The organism is Bradyrhizobium sp. JR3.5, assembly GCF_054057015.1.
The window spans coordinates 1703591-1720226 of record NZ_JBSRYV010000002.1; the positions used below are offsets into that span (position 1 = coordinate 1703591).

The 16636-nt window shown below is 65.6% G+C and carries 10 protein-coding genes and 1 pseudogene; 6 read left to right on the forward strand and 5 right to left on the reverse strand.

Features of this window, described 5'->3' with window-relative positions; all coding sequences use genetic code 11:
• Positions 1–12 precede the first annotated feature (12 nt).
• Positions 13–906 (reverse strand): LysR family transcriptional regulator, encoded by an 894-nt coding sequence (locus ACVWW1_RS24940; RefSeq protein WP_176529113.1) that lies wholly within the window; start codon positions 904–906, stop codon positions 13–15.
• Between the two features lie 92 nt (positions 907–998).
• Between ACVWW1_RS24940 and ACVWW1_RS24945 the strand changes: the two genes are divergently transcribed.
• Complete coding sequence (locus tag ACVWW1_RS24945) at positions 999–1751, forward strand: sulfite exporter TauE/SafE family protein (protein WP_456657774.1); 753 nt, start codon at positions 999–1001, stop codon at positions 1749–1751.
• A gap of 4 nt (positions 1752–1755) precedes the next feature.
• On the opposite strand, the gene ACVWW1_RS24950 is transcribed toward ACVWW1_RS24945, so the two are convergent.
• Positions 1756–2391: a LysE family translocator gene (locus ACVWW1_RS24950; protein ID WP_176529111.1), complete on the reverse strand. Its 636-nt coding sequence runs from the start codon at positions 2389–2391 to the stop codon at positions 1756–1758.
• 240 nt (positions 2392–2631) lie between these two features.
• Here ACVWW1_RS24950 and ACVWW1_RS24955 point away from each other — a divergent pair.
• Together ACVWW1_RS24955 and ACVWW1_RS24960 are read left to right on the forward strand one after the other, a co-directional pair.
• Positions 2632–4432 (forward strand): annotated as a pseudogene (locus ACVWW1_RS24955) (adenylate/guanylate cyclase domain-containing protein).
• A gap of 59 nt (positions 4433–4491) precedes the next feature.
• Positions 4492–5151 (forward strand): hypothetical protein, encoded by a 660-nt coding sequence (locus ACVWW1_RS24960; RefSeq protein ID WP_456657775.1) that lies wholly within the window; start codon positions 4492–4494, stop codon positions 5149–5151.
• 63 nt (positions 5152–5214) lie between these two features.
• On the opposite strand, the gene ACVWW1_RS24965 is transcribed toward ACVWW1_RS24960, so the two are convergent.
• Positions 5215–6162 carry an alpha/beta fold hydrolase gene (locus ACVWW1_RS24965; protein ID WP_456657776.1) on the reverse strand — a complete coding sequence of 316 codons (948 nt, stop codon included), beginning with the start codon at positions 6160–6162 and terminating at the stop codon, positions 5215–5217.
• Between the two features lie 222 nt (positions 6163–6384).
• Between ACVWW1_RS24965 and ACVWW1_RS24970 the strand changes: the two genes are divergently transcribed.
• Positions 6385–6861: an Hsp20 family protein gene (locus ACVWW1_RS24970; protein WP_176529107.1), complete on the forward strand. Its 477-nt coding sequence runs from the start codon at positions 6385–6387 to the stop codon at positions 6859–6861.
• A 110-nt stretch (positions 6862–6971) separates the two neighbouring features.
• Here ACVWW1_RS24970 and ACVWW1_RS24975 read toward each other — a convergent pair whose 3' ends face one another.
• Positions 6972–7775: a hypothetical protein gene (locus ACVWW1_RS24975; protein ID WP_456657777.1), complete on the reverse strand. Its 804-nt coding sequence runs from the start codon at positions 7773–7775 to the stop codon at positions 6972–6974.
• A 558-nt stretch (positions 7776–8333) separates the two neighbouring features.
• On the opposite strand from ACVWW1_RS24975, the gene gltB reads away from it, so the two are divergent.
• Together gltB and ACVWW1_RS24985 are read left to right on the forward strand one after the other, a co-directional pair.
• Positions 8334–13010: a glutamate synthase large subunit gene (gltB, locus tag ACVWW1_RS24980; protein ID WP_456660670.1), complete on the forward strand. Its 4677-nt coding sequence runs from the start codon at positions 8334–8336 to the stop codon at positions 13008–13010.
• 138 nt (positions 13011–13148) lie between these two features.
• Entirely contained in the window at positions 13149–14606 is a 1458-nt protein-coding gene (locus tag ACVWW1_RS24985; protein WP_456657778.1) for a glutamate synthase subunit beta, read from the forward strand.
• Between the two features lie 144 nt (positions 14607–14750).
• On the opposite strand, the gene ACVWW1_RS24990 is transcribed toward ACVWW1_RS24985, so the two are convergent.
• Positions 14751–16334, reverse strand: coding sequence for an outer membrane beta-barrel protein (locus tag ACVWW1_RS24990; protein WP_456657779.1), 1584 nt, complete (start codon positions 16332–16334; stop codon positions 14751–14753).
• Between the last annotated feature and the right edge of the window lie 302 nt (positions 16335–16636).

Genomic DNA, 16636 nt, shown 5'->3' on the forward strand with positions numbered 1-16636 from the left:
TCCTCGGCTTCGTCAGCGCTGCGCTTCGGCCCGCAGATATTCCACCAGCTGCTTGGCCGCGCGCGGCAATGCCTTGAAGCTGCGCGCGCAGATCGTCAACCGGCGGTTGGCCCAGGCGTCGCGGATCCGGATCGTCGTGATCGGCATCGCCGCCGCGCAGCGTCGCGCCGCGGTTTCCGGGATCACCGCGATGCCGACATCGGCGGCGACCATCTGGCAGATGGCGTCGAAGCCGCGCAGGCGGGCGCGGAAGCGCAGCCGCGCACCAAGTTTTGCCGCGTGCCGCGAAATATGGACCTGCAGCGCCGACGTTGCCGTGAGGCCGACGAAATCGCGGCCGACCACCTCCTGGAAGTCGATCTGGCGGCGGCCGCCGAGATCACTGCGGCGCGACGCCACCAGCATCAGGCGGTCCTCGCTGAACAGGAAGCGTTCGACGCTGTCGGGCAGCGCATGTTCGGCGGCGAAGCCGAGATCGGCGGCGCCGCTCGCGATCGCTGTCGCGATATCGGTGCTCTCACGCTCCTCGACGTCGACGCTGATATCGGGATGCTCGTGCAGGAACGCCGCCAGCGCCCGCGGCAGATGCTCCGACAGGCCCGAGGTGTTGGCGAGCAGCAGCACGTTGGCGCGGACGCCGCTGGCATAGGCGGCGAGATCGCTCTGCAAGGCCTCGACATTATGCATCACGATCCGCGCGTGACCGAGCAGGCTCTCGCCCGCCGCCGTCAATTCGACGCCGCGACGGCCGCGCTTGAGCAGCGCGACGCCGAGCGCCTCCTCGAGCCCCTTGATTCGCTCGCTTGCCGAGGCTAGCGCAAGGTTTGCGCGCGCCGCGCCCTGGGTGATGCTGCGTGCATCCGAAACCGCGATGAACAATTGCAAGTCGATCAGGTCGAACCGCATGAAGTTTCCCACCCCATACCTTCGGACACCCCGAAGGCTAACTCCGTAACCTCCAGATTGTGCCGATCGGCTCGATCGGTCAATGTGCAGCGATGGTCGACCATCTCCTGATCTTCATCGCTTTCGCCTTCCTACTTGCCGGCTTCGTCAAAGGGACACTCGGCCTCGGTCTGCCGACCGTCGCGATGGGACTGCTGGCAACCACGATGGCGCCGGGCCAGGCGATCGCGATCGTGATCGTGCCGGCGATCGTCACCAATATCTGGCAGACCTTCGTCGGCCCCTATCTGCGCGACATCCTCAAGCGGTTGTGGCCGCTGATGCTCGGCACCGTGGTCGGAATCTGGATCAATGCCGGGCTATTGACCGGTCCTTACGCAGCCTACGGCACCGTGGTGCTCGGCGCGCTGCTGGTGATCTACGCGATCGTCGGCCTGAGCAGATTCAACTTCAAGGTCGCTCGGCGCCACGAGACATGGATCGGCGGCATCGTCGGCGTCATCACCGGGCTGATCTCGGCGGCAACCGGCGTCCAGGTTATTCCCTCGATGCCGTTCATGCAGGCGATCGGCATGGAGCGGGACGAACTGGTGCAGGCGCTCGGCGTCTTCTTCACCACCGCGACCATCGCACTCGCCTTCAATCTCACGGCCTCGGGCCTGCTGACCGCGGCCACCGCGCTGCCGGGTGCGGTGGCGATGGGGGCGTCGTTCACCGGCATGTTCGTCGGCCAGGCGGTCCGCACACGGATGCAGCCGGACGTCTTCCGCCGCTGGTTCCTGATCTCGATGATCCTGCTCGGCATCTATCTCGCCGGCAGCGCGCTGCTCAAGATCCACGGCTGAGAACCTAGCGCGCCTCCAGCATGGCGACGCGGACGCCGAGATAGATGAAGAGCGCGCCGAGCGAACGGTTGATCCAGGCGATCACGCCGGTCGATTGCCGGATGCGGCCGGCAGCCCGCGCCGCAAAGGCCGCGAGGCCGAGGCACCACAGCGTGCCGCCGGTGATGAAGATCAGCCCGAGCACCAGGAAGGCGAGCGTCTTGTGGGCTGAGTCCGCCGCCACGAATTGCGGCAGGAATGCCAGGAAGAACAGCGCCACCTTGGGATTGAGGATGTTGGTCAGCGCCCCCTGCCAGAACACACGTGAGATCGAAGTCTCGCCGCCCTGCCCGGCGATCTCCGCGATCGGCTTGGCGCGCGACAGCAGCATCTGCAGCCCGGTCAGCACCAGATAGGCCGCGCCGATCAACTTGACGGCCAGGAACGCGGTGGACGACGCCATCAGCAGCGCCGACAGCCCGATCGCCGCGCCCAGCACGTGAACCAGGCAGCCGCAGCTGATACCGATCGCCGCAGCGGCTCCGCCGCGCCATCCGTGCTGAATCGTACGCCCTATGATATAAGCGGTATCCGGCCCCGGCGTGACGTTGAGCAGCAGCCCGGACAGGACAAACAGCCAAAGCTCGTGAATTCCCAGCATCTCGGCCACATTAACCTATGTAAGTAACGAACCCGAAAGGACCGTCAGCCAACCTGCACCATCGCAGCGACACACGAATTCAGTAGAGAAACGGATTGTACGATCCGTTGGTCGCATGCCAATTCCTGCTACTATGCATTATAGGTGCCCGTAAACCGAGCTTCCGCCGGACCCGGCCTGTCTTGTAAGTATCGGATTCGGTCACCTCGGCTAAGTGGCCAATTCCAGGGCACAGGAGACATGGAAAGACGGCTCGCTGCCATTCTTTGCGCTGATATCGCCGGCTATTCCCGCATGATGGGTGTCGACGAGGCGGGGACGCATGCCTCGTTCAAGGCGCATCGCAGCGCGATCTACCCGATCATCCTCAACCACGGCGGCCGAATCGTCAAAAACACCGGCGACGGCTTCCTGCTGGAATTTCCGAGCATCATCGGCGCGATCGAAGCAGCCGTCGCGATGCAGACCCTGATGGCCGAGCGCAACGAACATCTGCCGCCCGACCGCGCCATGCACTTCCGGATGGGCGTCCACATGGGCGACGTCATGGCCGACGAGGACGAGGTGTTCGGCGACGACGTCAACATCGCGGTCCGCCTCGAGACCGTTGCCGTGCCCGGCGGCATCGCGGTGTCGGACAAGGCCCGCACCGAGTCAGGACGGCGGCTTGCCGTCACCTTGGTCGATGCCGGCCCGCACCGCTTCAAGAACATCACCGAGCCGGTCCATGTCTGGACCTGGGCGCCGGCCGGATCCGATCTCCAGGAGAAGACGCCGGATGACGGCCCGCATCTGCCAGGGCAATACCGGACCGCGATCGTCGGTGTGCTGCCGTTCGACAATCTGAGCGGCGGCGCCGACGAATATTTCTCCGACGGCCTGACCGAGGATCTGATCCACGCGCTGTCGCTGCAATCCTTCTACCGCGTGCTGAGCCGCAACTCGACCTTCGCCTACAAGGGCAAGAACGTCTCGACCCGCCTGATCGCGCGCGAAATCGACGCGACCTATCTGATCCAGGGTTCGGTGCGCCGCGCCGGCAACAAGATCCGCGTCTCCGCCGAGTTGATCGCGCCCGAGAAGGGCGAGCAGCTGTGGACCGGCCGCTACGACCGCGACATGGGCGACCTGTTCGCGATGCAGGACGAGATCACCGCCAACCTTTCCGCCGCGGTGGCCCAGGAGATCTACCGCGCCGAGGCCTCGGCACCGGCGCGCTCGCCGAACGCCGAACTGACCGCATGGGACCGCTTCCTGAAGGGTCTGTCGCACTACTATCACCAGACCAAGGACGATTGCGAAACCGCGATCGCACTGTTCAAGGAGGCGATCGAGCTCGACCCTGCGCTGTCGATCGCGCGCGCCTATCTCGCGCTGATCCAGATCCAGAGTATCCAGTTCGGCTGGATTCCGAGCACGCGCGAATTGTGGGCCTCGTCGGTCAGCCTGGCCGAGAGCAGCGGTCCGGCTCGACCCGCGCTCCTCGTTCGCATTTTCGCTGCTGGCCTATCTGCATGCGATGCAGGGCCACTACGAAGCCGCGATGGACGCCATCAAGCGGGCGATCGAGCTCAATCCCTACGACATGGGCGCCCGCGGCGTGCTTGGAATCTGCCACATGGTGATCGGCGATCATCGCAAGGCGGTCGATCTGTTCTCGACGGCGGTCCAGCGTGGCAACAGCGATCCGCGCTACCAATGGGGAGCTTTGAACGCGTTCAGCCATTACCTGCTCGGACAATACGACGCATCGCTGTCATGGTCGCGCGAAACGCTCTATCTCAACCCGAACCACCTGCAGGGTCTTGCGGTGCGCGCCGCGGCACTTGCCCAGCTCGGCCGCGCCGACGAAGCCGCGCAGGCGGCCGAGGCGCTGCTCGCCAATCATCCCGACCTCACGGTCGAACGTCATTTGCGCAATTTCCACTGGAAGAACCCGGCCGACATCGCGCTCTATCGCGAAGGCCTCTTGAAAGCCGGCCTCCCCTTCGGCAAACTCGCTCTGGTTGCATCCAACTCGAAATTCGCCGCTGATTCCTGAGCGAATTCATCCACCGGTAATGGATGCTTTCTAAGCTGAAGCTTTCAGGATGTGGTTTGATGTCCGATACGGCTGCAAGCGCGGCACCCGCCCCGCAGGTTTCCCCTGACAATCCGTGCCCGTTCCTGCGTGCGCTGGTCGCCGGCGACTATGTCGGCGGCCATATCGTGCCGCTGCCGAAGCTGACCGAAACCATCGACCGCGCCACCGGCAAGACCGGCCTTCCGGCGCTCAGCGCCGGCGCCAAGATCTTCATGGTCGCGCAGATGGCCAACGGCATCGGTCCGTTCAGCCAGGTTCGCAGCCTGTTGCAGGGCGCGATCCTCGACGAGTTGCGCAATGGCCCGCTCGACAAGCACGGCGCCGGCTCGCGCATCCTCGATCAGCATGCCGTCGTGCATGAGGACGAGATCGCGCGGCTCGCCACCTTCGGCACGGACCACAAGGCCCCCGACGGCAGCGTCGAACGCGGGCTGTCGGCCTCCGAGATCAAGACCTTCATGGCGGCGAACTTCCAGCGCGCCAAGGACGAGCATCCGGCGTCCTACGCGATCCTGCACTGCTACTATCCGCTGCTGATGCTCGGCGAGTGGCCGGTGCTGCTCGACATCATGGGCAAGGGCGAAGGCAAGGACCGCTATCTCAGCGTCGCCGAGGTCAGGACCTTGTTCGTGGAAAAGCGCTTTCCCGACCGGATCGTTGCGCTGCTGCAGGGCTAGATTTCTTTTTGACGCGTTTTCTTCACGCGAACCGGTATCCACTTCGCTCGAAAACGCTATCGTTCACTTGAACAGCGGCGTGCCCGGCACGAAGGCGTCGAACGCCGCCCAGAATTGCCCGCGGTAGCGATCCTGCTCCTGCAGGATCTCGTGCTTGGAGCCGGCGATCACGAGATGCGAACCGGCGCGCAGATGGTAGGCGAACTCCTCGATCGCCGCCGTCGACACCACCTCGTCATTGCTCGCCGCCAGCATCAGGATCGGCTGGCGGATTTCGGACGGATACGACATGCCGCGAAAAGTGCGCATCGCGGTGAATGCGGTGTCGGCCCAGGCGATCGTGGGCGCCGCGATGCCGAGCGTCGGGTCTTCTTCCAGGATCGCAGCGTTGCGGGCGTGGCGCACCGGGTCGCTGGTCACGGGATTACCAATGAAGGGCGCGAGGCCGACCAGTTCGTCGCTGCTGCCCGGAACGTAGCGGCCGCCCTGCCCGGCCAGTCGCATGATCCGGAGCAGCGCGCTTGGAAAGAACGACACGCGCCCGCGCGGCAGGTCGATCATCGGCGCCGACAGCACCATGCGGTCGAACCAGCGCTTGCCGGCATGCGCGACCCGCAGCATGACCGCGCCGCCCATCGAATGCGCCAGCGCGAAATAGGGCGGCGGGCAATCCGGCAGCACCACCTGCTGCACGAAGGCCTCGACGTCGACCTCGTAGTCGGCAAAGTCGCGGACGTAACCCTTGCGTGGATCGCGCAGCCGCCGCGACGAATGCCCTTGCCCGCGCCAGTCGATCATCGCCACCGCAAAGCCGCGGTCGCGCAGGTCGCGCACCGTCTCGAAATATTTCTCGATCATCTCGCCGCGCCCGCCGAACACGCAGACCGTGCCCTTGCGGCCGGGCGGCGGCGCCCAGCGCGCGAAGCGCAGCTCGGCTCCATCGGGAGTCTTGATGGTGCCACTGACAACGTCGTCCGGAACCGGGTTGGCGGGGATCGAGACGAGCGTCATGCAGGAGACCGGCGTGGAGGGACAGGGTGCAGATCAAGGACGCCGGCGCCGAAAAAAAGCGACGCGGTTTCCGCCTCTTGAACGCGACGTGACCCCTCCCATATCACCTCAGTGCAGGCCGCTACCAGTGTTTCGGAACCGGAACATCAGGCTGCACACATCTAAGCCCGGCCCGATGGCGGGCGGGTAACTGAAACAGTCGCTCATTGGAGGACTACCCCTATGCGTACCTACGACCTCACTCCGTTCTATCGTTCCACCGTCGGCTTCGACCGCCTCTTCAGCCTGCTCGATCAGGTGACCTCGGACGGCAGCCCCGGCTATCCCCCCTACAACATCGAGCGCACCGGCGAGAATGCTTACCGGATCAGCGTTGCGGTCTCCGGCTTCTCGCAGGCCGAGCTTTCGATCGTCGCGAAAGAGAACACGCTGACGATCAAGGGCGAGAAAACCGCCAACGAGAACTCCGGCAACAGCGCCGAAGTGCTCTATCGCGGCATCGCCTCCCGCGCCTTCGAGCGCGTCTTCCAGCTTGCCGACTTCGTGCAGGTGAAGAACGCTTCGCTCGAGAACGGCCTGCTCCATGTCGATCTCGTCCGCGAGATTCCCGAGGCCAAGAAGCCCCGCAGCATTCCGATCGGCGGCGGCGAGAAGGCCCCGCAGGTGGTTGACGGCTCGGCCAGCAAGGTCGCGGCCTAAGCGGCACATCTCGCGTCAGCAGATATTGGCTGAACGCGAAAACGCCCCGGGAAACCGGGGCGTTTTTTCTATCGTGGTGCCGTAGCCCGGATGAAGCGCAGCGACCTCTGTCACTCCAGTCCCTGCACCTTCGGCATTTCCTGGGTCGGCAGGATCGCAGGCGCCGGCGGCGGTGGAGCGGCCTGACCAACGGTCGGAGCCTCGGCTTGCTGGACGGCCTGCGGTGCGGCCGCCTGGGTTTCGGTCGGCTTGGGCGCCGCCGCGGCCTGCTCGGCCGGCGCGGGTGCGGTTGCCGGGCTCGGCGCAGCGGTCGGGGCGACGGCGGCCTGGGCCGCTGGCGCGGGAGCCTGGGCCGCCGCCGGGGCAGAAGCCGGCGCCGGACCGGGCGCTGACCTGGACGCGAGCGGGCTCCGCTTCGGCACCGGCACGCGGCTCGCGACATGCGGGATCGGGAGCGGCGGCCGCGGTACCCTCGCCTGGATCGCCCGCGGCATCGGGCCGACCGGGCCGTAGGTCGCGCTCATCTCCTCCTCGTAGTTGTCGCCGAGCCGGTAGGCCGGGGTGAAGCGGATGATGTGCCCGTCGCGGGCGTCGATCACCAGCCGGCCGTCGTCGCCGCCCTGGTCAATCACCGAAATCGTGTAGACGAAGCCGCGCTGCTGGGGCGCGCCGAGCGGCAGATAGCCGTTCTCGCGCAGCACGGTGTAGACCTCGACCGGCGGCAAAAGGCTCGGGACGCGGCCGAAGCGCGGCGGCGGCGGAACCTCGGGCATGGCGGCATAGGGCCCGTCCATGTCGGATACCCTGACGAGAGCCGGGCTGCCAATCCGGACGGATGTCACCAGCTGCGCCTGGGCCGAGGCTGCGCTGAGCGCGAGGGCGGCGGCTGCAACCGAACCTGTGAACAACTTCATCGCCGTAACTCCTGTCTGGCCCGCCTCTCGGAGCTTCCCGCTCTCTTACCGGCGTGCCGGGCAAAATTTCGGTTTGAATTCCGGCGGTCCTTGGTCCCTCCTTGGGCCAGATCACGGCGTGTTTGCTTCGAATCAGGGGCGCGGCGGGCCCGCCGAGCTGTCCGATCCAAGCATGCGGGCGAGGACTTCCTCGCGCTTGTGTGATAGACAAAAATTTGGCAAGGTCGAGGTTAGGACAGCAGAGCTGTCTCAATTTCGAGGCCATTCCGGCATAGGGATTGCAACGAAACCTCGGCGCCACGGGCTCCGAGAATGCTGCAGGCAGGGCCGTCCCCTAGGGGACGTTGAAACGCCCGTCGCCTGAATTTAGGAAAATGCGGCTCGCGGCGGACGAGCGGTGGCCCGGTGGGTGCCGCAACGTTCAAGGTGCGCCAAATACGGTGAGGCCCCTTACGAAAGGGAGAGGACACATGAGCGGGTCGGAATTCGAGCGCGAAACCATCGTGACAGGCATGCTGTCGGCGACCGCGGACTCGAAAGCCGCCGATGCCGCGCATGATGCGTCCTTTGGACCGCACAACCCCCGAGCTTCACACCTGGCGCCCGCAGGCCGAAGGCCTGTACGACCTGAGCCTGGAAAAGGATTCCTGCGGCGTCGGCTTCATCGCCAACATCAAGGGCCAGAAGTCGCATCAGATCGTCTCCGACGCGCTGAGCATCCTCTGTAACCTCGAGCATCGTGGCGCCGTCGGCGCCGACCCGCGCGCCGGTGACGGCGCCGGCATCCTGGTGCAGATCCCGCACGCCTTCTTCGCGCGCAAGACCTCCGAGCTCGGCTTCAAGCTGCCGAAGCCCGGCGAATACGCCATCGGCGCACTGTTCATGCCGCGCGATGCCGCGTGGCGGAACGTGATCAAGAGCATCATCGCCGACGAGATCAAGAACGAGGGCTTCAAGCTGCTCGGCTGGCGCGACGTACCGTCGGACAATTCCTCGCTCGGCGTCACCGTGAAGCCGACCGAGCCCTATCACATGCAGGTCTTCATCGGCCGCAACAATGCGGTCAAGACCGAGGACGATTTCGAGCGCCGGCTCTATATCCTGCGCAAGTCGATCTCGCAGGCGATCTATCAGCGCCGCGATCGCGGCATGGCGGGCTATTATCCGTGCTCGCTGTCGTGCCGCACCGTGATCTACAAGGGCATGTTCCTGGCCGACCAGCTCGGCAAGTATTATCCCGACCTGCATGAAGCGGACTTCGACAGCGCGCTGGCGCTGGTGCATCAGCGCTTCTCGACCAACACCTTCCCGACCTGGTCGCTGGCGCATCCCTACCGGATGATCGCCCATAACGGCGAAATCAACACGCTGCGCGGCAACGTCAACTGGATGGCGGCGCGGCAGGCTTCCGTGCATTCGGAGCTCTACGGCAAGGACATCAGCCGCCTGTGGCCGATCTCCTATGAAGGCCAGAGCGACACCGCCTGCTTCGACAACGCACTCGAATTCCTGGTGCAGGGCGGTTACTCGCTGCCGCACGCCGTGATGATGATGATTCCGGAAGCGTGGGCCGGCAATCCCCTGATGGATGAGCAGCGCCGCGCCTTCTACGAATATCATGCCGCGCTGATGGAGCCGTGGGACGGCCCCGCCGCGATCGCCTTCACCGACGGCCGCAAGATCGGCGCGACGCTCGACCGCAACGGCCTGCGCCCGGCGCGCTACCTCGTCACCAAGGACGACCGCATCGTGATGGCGTCCGAAATGGGCGTGCTGAAGATTCCGGAGGACCAGATCGTCACCAAGTGGCGGCTGCAGCCCGGCAAGATGCTGCTCGTCGATCTCGAGCAGGGCCGCCTGATTCCCGACGACGAGATCAAGGCCGACCTCGCCAAGAGCCATCCCTATAATGACTGGCTGCACCGCACCCAGATCCAGCTCGAGGAGCTGCCGGATGCGCCTGCCAAGGGCGTGCGCTCCAATTTGCCGCTGCTCGATCGCCAGCAGGCGTTCGGCTACAGCCAGGAAGACATCACCATCCTGATGACGCCGATGGCGGCCACCGGTGAGGAGGCAGCCGGCTCGATGGGCAACGACACGCCGATCTCGGCGCTGTCGGACAAGCCGAAGCAGCTATTCACCTACTTCAAGCAGAACTTCGCGCAGGTGACGAACCCGCCGATCGACCCGATCCGCGAAGAGATCGTGATGAGCCTCGTCTCGATCATCGGGCCGCGGCCGAACCTATTCGACCTGCAGGGCGTCGCCTCGACCCAGCGCCTCGAAGTGCGGCAGCCGATCCTGACCGACGCGGACCTCGAGAAGATCCGCTCGATCTCCGACGTTCCCGAGACCCACTTCAAGTCGCGCACGCTCGACACCACCTTCCACGCCGGCTTCGGCGCGGCGGGCATGGAGCAGGTGCTCGACGAGCTCTGCGCGCGCGCCGAGGGCGCGGTGCGCGAGGGCATCAACATCATCATCCTGTCGGACCGCATGACCGGCACCGACCGGATTCCGATCCCGTCGCTCTTGGCCTGCGCCGCCGTGCATCATCATCTGATCCGCACCGGCCTGCGTACCTCGGTCGGCCTCGTCGTGGAGTCGGGTGAGCCGCGCGAAGTGCATCACTTCGCCTGCCTCGCCGGCTATGGCGCCGAGGCGATCAACCCCTATCTCGCGTTCGAGACCATCCTCGCGATGAAGGACCGGCTGCCCGGCGCGCTCGACGACTACGAGATCGTCAAGCGCTACATCAAGTCGATCGGCAAGGGCCTGCTCAAGGTGATGTCCAAGATGGGCATCTCGACCTACCAGTCCTATTGCGGCGCGCAGATCTTCGACGCGGTCGGCCTGAAGGCCGACTTCGTCGCCAAGTATTTCGCCGGCACCCACACCCGCATCGAGGGCGTCGGCCTTGGCGAAATCGCCGAGGAGACCGTGCGTCGTCATAACGACGCGTTCGGCGACGGCCAGATCTACAAGAGCGCGCTCGATGTCGGCGGCGAATATGCCTACCGCACCCGCGGCGAGGACCATGCCTGGACCGCGGAATCGGTCTCGACGCTGCAGCATGCCGTGCGCGGCAACTCGCTGGAGCGTTACCGGGCGTTCGCCAAGATCCTCAACGAGCAGTCGGAGCGTCTGTTGACGCTGCGCGGCCTGTTCCGGATCAAGAGCGCCGAGGACGACAAGCGCAAGCCGGTCAAGCTCGAGGACGTCGAGCCGGCCAAGGACATCGTCAAGCGCTTCTCGACCGGCGCGATGTCGTTCGGCTCGATCTCGCGCGAGGCGCACACCACGCTCGCGATCGCGATGAACCGGATCGGCGGCAAGTCGAACACCGGCGAAGGCGGTGAGGAATCCGACCGCTTCAAGCCGCTGCCCAACGGCGACTCGATGCGCTCGGCGATCAAGCAGGTCGCCTCGGGCCGGTTCGGCGTGACGACGGAATATCTCGTCAACTCCGACATGATGCAGATCAAGATGGCGCAGGGTGCCAAGCCCGGCGAAGGCGGCCAGCTGCCCGGCCACAAGGTCGACGCGACGATCGCGCGCGTGCGGCATTCGACGCCGGGCGTCGGCCTGATCTCGCCGCCGCCGCATCACGACATCTACTCGATCGAAGACCTCGCCCAGCTGATCTACGACCTCAAGAACGTCAATCCGGACGGCCAGGTCTCGGTCAAGCTGGTGTCCGAGGTCGGCGTCGGCACGGTTGCGGCCGGCGTCGCCAAGGCACGCGCCGACCATGTCACCATCGCGGGCTTCGAGGGCGGCACCGGTGCCTCGCCCCTGACCTCGATCAAGCATGCCGGCTCGCCGTGGGAGATCGGTCTTGCCGAAACCCATCAGACGCTGGTGCGCCAGCGGCTGCGCAGCCGTATCGCGGTCCAGGTCGACGGCGGTTTCCGTACCGGCCGTGACGTCGTGATCGGCGCGCTGCTCGGGGCCGACGAGTTCGGCTTCGCCACCGCGCCGTTGATCGCGGCGGGCTGCATCATGATGCGCAAGTGCCACCTCAACACCTGCCCGGTCGGGGTTGCGACCCAGGATCCGGTGCTGCGCAAGCGCTTCACCGGCCAGCCCGAGCACGTCATCAACTACTTCTTCTTCGTCGCCGAGGAAGTGCGCGAGATCATGGCGCAGCTCGGCTACAAGACGTTCGACGAGATGGTCGGCCAGGTCCAGATGCTGGACCAGACCGCGCTGGTCTCGCACTGGAAGGCCAAGGGCCTCGATTTCTCCAAGCTGTTCGTGCGGCAGAAGGAGGAGAAGGGCCAGACGATCTATCACTCGGAAAGCCAGAACCACCACCTGGAAGCCGTGCTCGACCGCCGGCTGGTCGAGCAGGCGCAGGCCGCGCTCGATCGCGGCGCGCCGGTCAAGATCGAGGAAGAGATCAACAACACCGACCGTTCCGCCGGCGCGATGCTGTCGGGCGCGGTGGCCAAGATCTACGGCCATGCCGGCCTGCCGCTCGACACCATCCATGTCGGCCTGAAGGGCACGGCAGGACAGGCGTTCGGCGCCTGGCTCGCCAAGGGCGTCACCTTCGAGCTCGAGGGTGAAGGCAACGACTATGTCGGCAAGGGCCTCTCGGGCGGCTGCATCATCGTCAAGCCGCCGAAGAACTCCGGCATCGTGCCGGAGGAATCGATCATCGTCGGCAACACCGTGATGTACGGCGCGATCGCGGGCGAGTGCTACTTCCGCGGCATCGCCGGCGAGCGCTTCGCGGTGCGCAACTCCGGCGCGGTCGCGGTCGTCGAAGGCGCCGGCGATCACTGCTGCGAATACATGACCGGCGGCATCGTGGTGGTGCTCGGCAAGACCGGACGCAACTTCGCGGCCGGCATGTCGGGCGGCATCGCCTATGTGCTCGACGAGAGCGGCGACTTCAACAAGCTCTGCAATCTTTCGATGGTCGAGCTGGAGCCGGTGCTGTCGGAGGAGATGATCAACGCCGACACTTACCATCACTCCGGCGATCTCGAGGCGCACGGCCGGGTCGACGTGTTCCAGAACCTGCTCGAGTCCGACGTGGAGCGGCTGCATGTCCTGATCACGCGTCACGCCAAGCTGACCTCTTCGAAGAAGGCGGCCGAGATCCTCGCCGACTGGAAGAGCTGGCTGCCGAAATTCCGCAAGGTGATGCCGGTGGAGTACCGCCGCGCGCTGAAGGAAATGAAGGCCAACGCCGACGCCGAGCCGAAAATCGCGATCGGCGCGTAATATCACCGGGCGTCATTCCGGGGCGCGCCATTGGCGCGAGCCCGGAATCTCGCCAAACCACTTCGAGACCTCCGGGTCTGCGCCTCGCGGCGCAGCCCGGAATGACGGACAACTGAGATGCAGGGGCATCGGGTTTCAATGGGTAAGATCACAGGTTTTCTCGAGATCGAGCGGCATGACCGCAAGTACGAGCCGGTCGCCGAGCGGCTCAAGAACTTCAACGAGTTCGTCATTCCGCTGAGCGAGAAGGACACGCGGGACCAGGCCGCGCGCTGCATGAACTGCGGCATCCCGTATTGCCACGGCACCGGCTCGACCGCGCCGGGCACGCCGGGCTGCCCGGTCAACAACCAGATCCCCGATTTCAACGACCTCGTCTATCAGGGCAACTGGGAAGAGGCCTCGCGCAACCTGCACTCGACCAACAATTTCCCCGAGTTCACCGGCCGGATCTGCCCGGCGCCGTGCGAGGCGTCCTGCACGCTCAACATCGACGACAACCCGGTCACCATCAAGACCATCGAATGCGCGATCGTCGACCGCGCCTGGGACAATGGCTGGCTGAAGCCGGAGATCGCGGCCGCCAAGACCGGCAAGAAGGTCGCCGTGATCGGCTCCGGCCCCGCCGGCATGGCCGCCGCGCAGCAGCTCGCGCGTGCCGGCCACGAGGTGCATGTCTACGAGAAGTTCGCCAAGGCCGGCGGCCTGCTGCGCTATGGCATTCCCGACTTCAAGATGGAGAAGGACATCATCGACCGCCGCGTGGCGCAGATGGAAGCCGAGGGCGTCACGTTCCATTACGGCAAGGCCGTGGGCGGCTCGACGCCCGGTGCGATCGACCCGCAGGAGCTCGCCAAGCAGTATGACGCCGTGGCGTTGACCGGCGGCGCGGAAGCTCCGCGCGACCTGCCGATCCCCGGCCGCGATCTCGCCGGCATCCACTTCGCGATGGATTTCCTGCCGCAGCAGAATCGCCGCGTCTCCGGCGAGCCGCTGAACGGCGCCGCCGACATCCTGGCCGGCGGCAAGCATGTCGTCGTGATCGGCGGCGGCGACACCGGCTCGGACTGCATCGGCACCTCGTTCCGGCAAGGCGCCAAGTCCGTGACCCAGCTCGAGATCATGCCGGCACCGCCCGAGCACGAGAACAAGGGCGTGACCTGGCCGAACTGGCCGCTGAAGATGCGGACCTCCTCGAGCCAGGCCGAAGGCGCAGTGCGCGAATACGCCGTGCTGACGACGAAGTTCGAGGGCAAGGACGGTAAGGTCACCAAGCTGCATTGCGTCAAGGTCGACGACAAGTTCAAGCCGCTGCCCGGCACCGAGTTCACGCTCGACGCCGAGCTGGTGCTGCTGGCGATGGGCTTCGTCCATCCGGTGCACGAGGGCCTGCTCAAGACGCTGGGCGTCGAGCTCGACCAGCGCGGCAATGTCCGCGCCTCCCTGCAGGACTATCAGACCTCGCGCGCGAAAATCTTCTCCGCCGGCGACATGCGCCGCGGCCAGTCGCTCGTGGTCTGGGCAATCCGCGAAGGCCGCCAGTGCGCACGCTCGATCGACAGCTTCCTGATGGGCAAGACCGACCTGCCGGGGTAGGCGCCCGGCCATCAGGCCGGACTGCAGCCACACCTGAACTGTCATCGCCCGCGAAAGCGGGCGATCCAGTATTCCAGAGACGTCAGAGCTTCAACGGATAAGCCGCCGCGTACTGGGTGCCCCGCCTTCGCGGGGCACGACACCTCATCTGAGATGCGACTTGCGCATCCTCGCCGCTAGTTCTGCACCCGCACGCCCAGCATCACGACCGTCGATGCCGAGCTCTGTCCCGCCAGGTTCGAATCCAGCCCAGTCGCGGCGGACCGTGCCCTTGATCCAGAGGCTGCGGGTCATCTTGTAGATCAGGTCGGCGGACACCGAGTAGATGGTGTCGTTGCGGTTGTCGCCCTGGTACTCGAGCGTGCCGTAGGTGAATTTGCCGATCGCGGTCAGCCAGCGGCGGAAGTCGTGGTCGACCTCGACGGTGTAGGTGCGCGACAGCACGCCGGAGGTGCCGGGCAGCGTGGTCTCGCCGAGCTGGGTGTCGGAATAGAATTTGGCCGTGGTCAGCGGCGTCGCGGTCCAGGTCAACGAGGCCGTCGTGAGCAGCCCCTCGAGCCGGTTGAGCCGCGTATCGGCGTAATCGCGCATCGCGTAGCCGATCGAAATTTCGCCGAACAACAGCCGCGTGAACTCGAACGAGGTGCCGGCCTTGGCGTAGCCGCCCGATGAATCGCGCGCGTAACCGGCGCGGTCGAGGAAGAGATCGTGGACGCGGCTGTCGCCCTGCACCTCGATGAACGGCTTTACCGCCGGGTTGAGCTCATAGCTGAGGCGGCCGATGCCGCCATATTGCGTGAAGTTGCGGTCGTCGTTCGACGACGAGGTGCCGTCGGTCAGCTTCGACCACTGATAATCGGTACGGTCGACGGTGGCGCCGAGCGAGACCTGCATGCGGTTGAAATGCTGGTCGATGCCGAAGGTGCCGCCGACCGTAGAGTAGAGCGGATATTTGGCGAGGCCGGCCTGCACGTTCGGGCTGCCGGGATTGTCGGTCGAGACCAGCATGCGGGCCTGCGCCAAGAGATGCGTGTCTCTGGAGACGTCGAGACGGCCGTCGATATGGCCGGTGAAGCTCGGGCGGTCGATATCGAGCGGCGCCGACAGCGGCGTGCCGTCGATCGGCGTGAGCTGGGAGCCGTAGCCGGTGAACGAGCCGCGCAGATCGGCGACGACGGCGTGGCGCTCCCAGTCCGACACCGCGAGGAATTCCGGCGCGACCATGTAGAACGCCTTGCCCTGCGGCGAGTTCAAGCGGCCCGGATTGGTGTCGTAGCCGGCCATCACCTCGACCGCGGTCTTGACCATGAACGAGCCGGCGTAGTCGCCGACCGCGCCGAACGGATCGTCGTCGATCTTGAGCCGCCTGCGCGGCGGCTGGCCGACGATGGTGCCGGCCATCGCCGGCGGCAACGGCGGCTTGCTGGCGGTCTCCGACGGCGGGATCGACAGCCGCAATTGCCCGGCCGCGGTCAACGGTTGTGGCGTGGGCACCGGCGAGCCGGGTCCCGGCGGCGGCTTCGGCTTGGCCTGGCCCGGATAATATTTCGGCTTCAGGCGCTTCCGATTGAGCGAGTCATAGCCTGATGTCGCGGCACCATTGGCGGCAGGCAGACCGTAGGTCGGGACCTGTCCGACGCGGTCCGAGGTTGAGGTTGACGTCGACGATGACGAGGCACGCCGGCCGGGATCGGCGTCGGGCAGCCTCAAGCCGTTGAGCGGATCCATGGCATCGGCGGTGGTCCGGGGCGCAGCGGCGAATCCTGGGTGATGACCTGGCTTTGCCGGTTCGGGCTGAACAGATCGGGCGTCACGGTCTGAGCGTTGGCGAGCCCGGTCGTCGCGGTCAGCGCAGGAGCCAGCAGAAGGCATGGCAAGACCACGCGAATGAAGCATCCGCGCCGATTTGGGCCGCTTGCTGGCCGCCGCCACACGATGGAAATACTCCAACGAATACATGCACTTGACGTACGCATCTCGCCGGGCGGCGAAAAACGTCGTTAATGGAGTTAAAACAGTTATGGTTAATG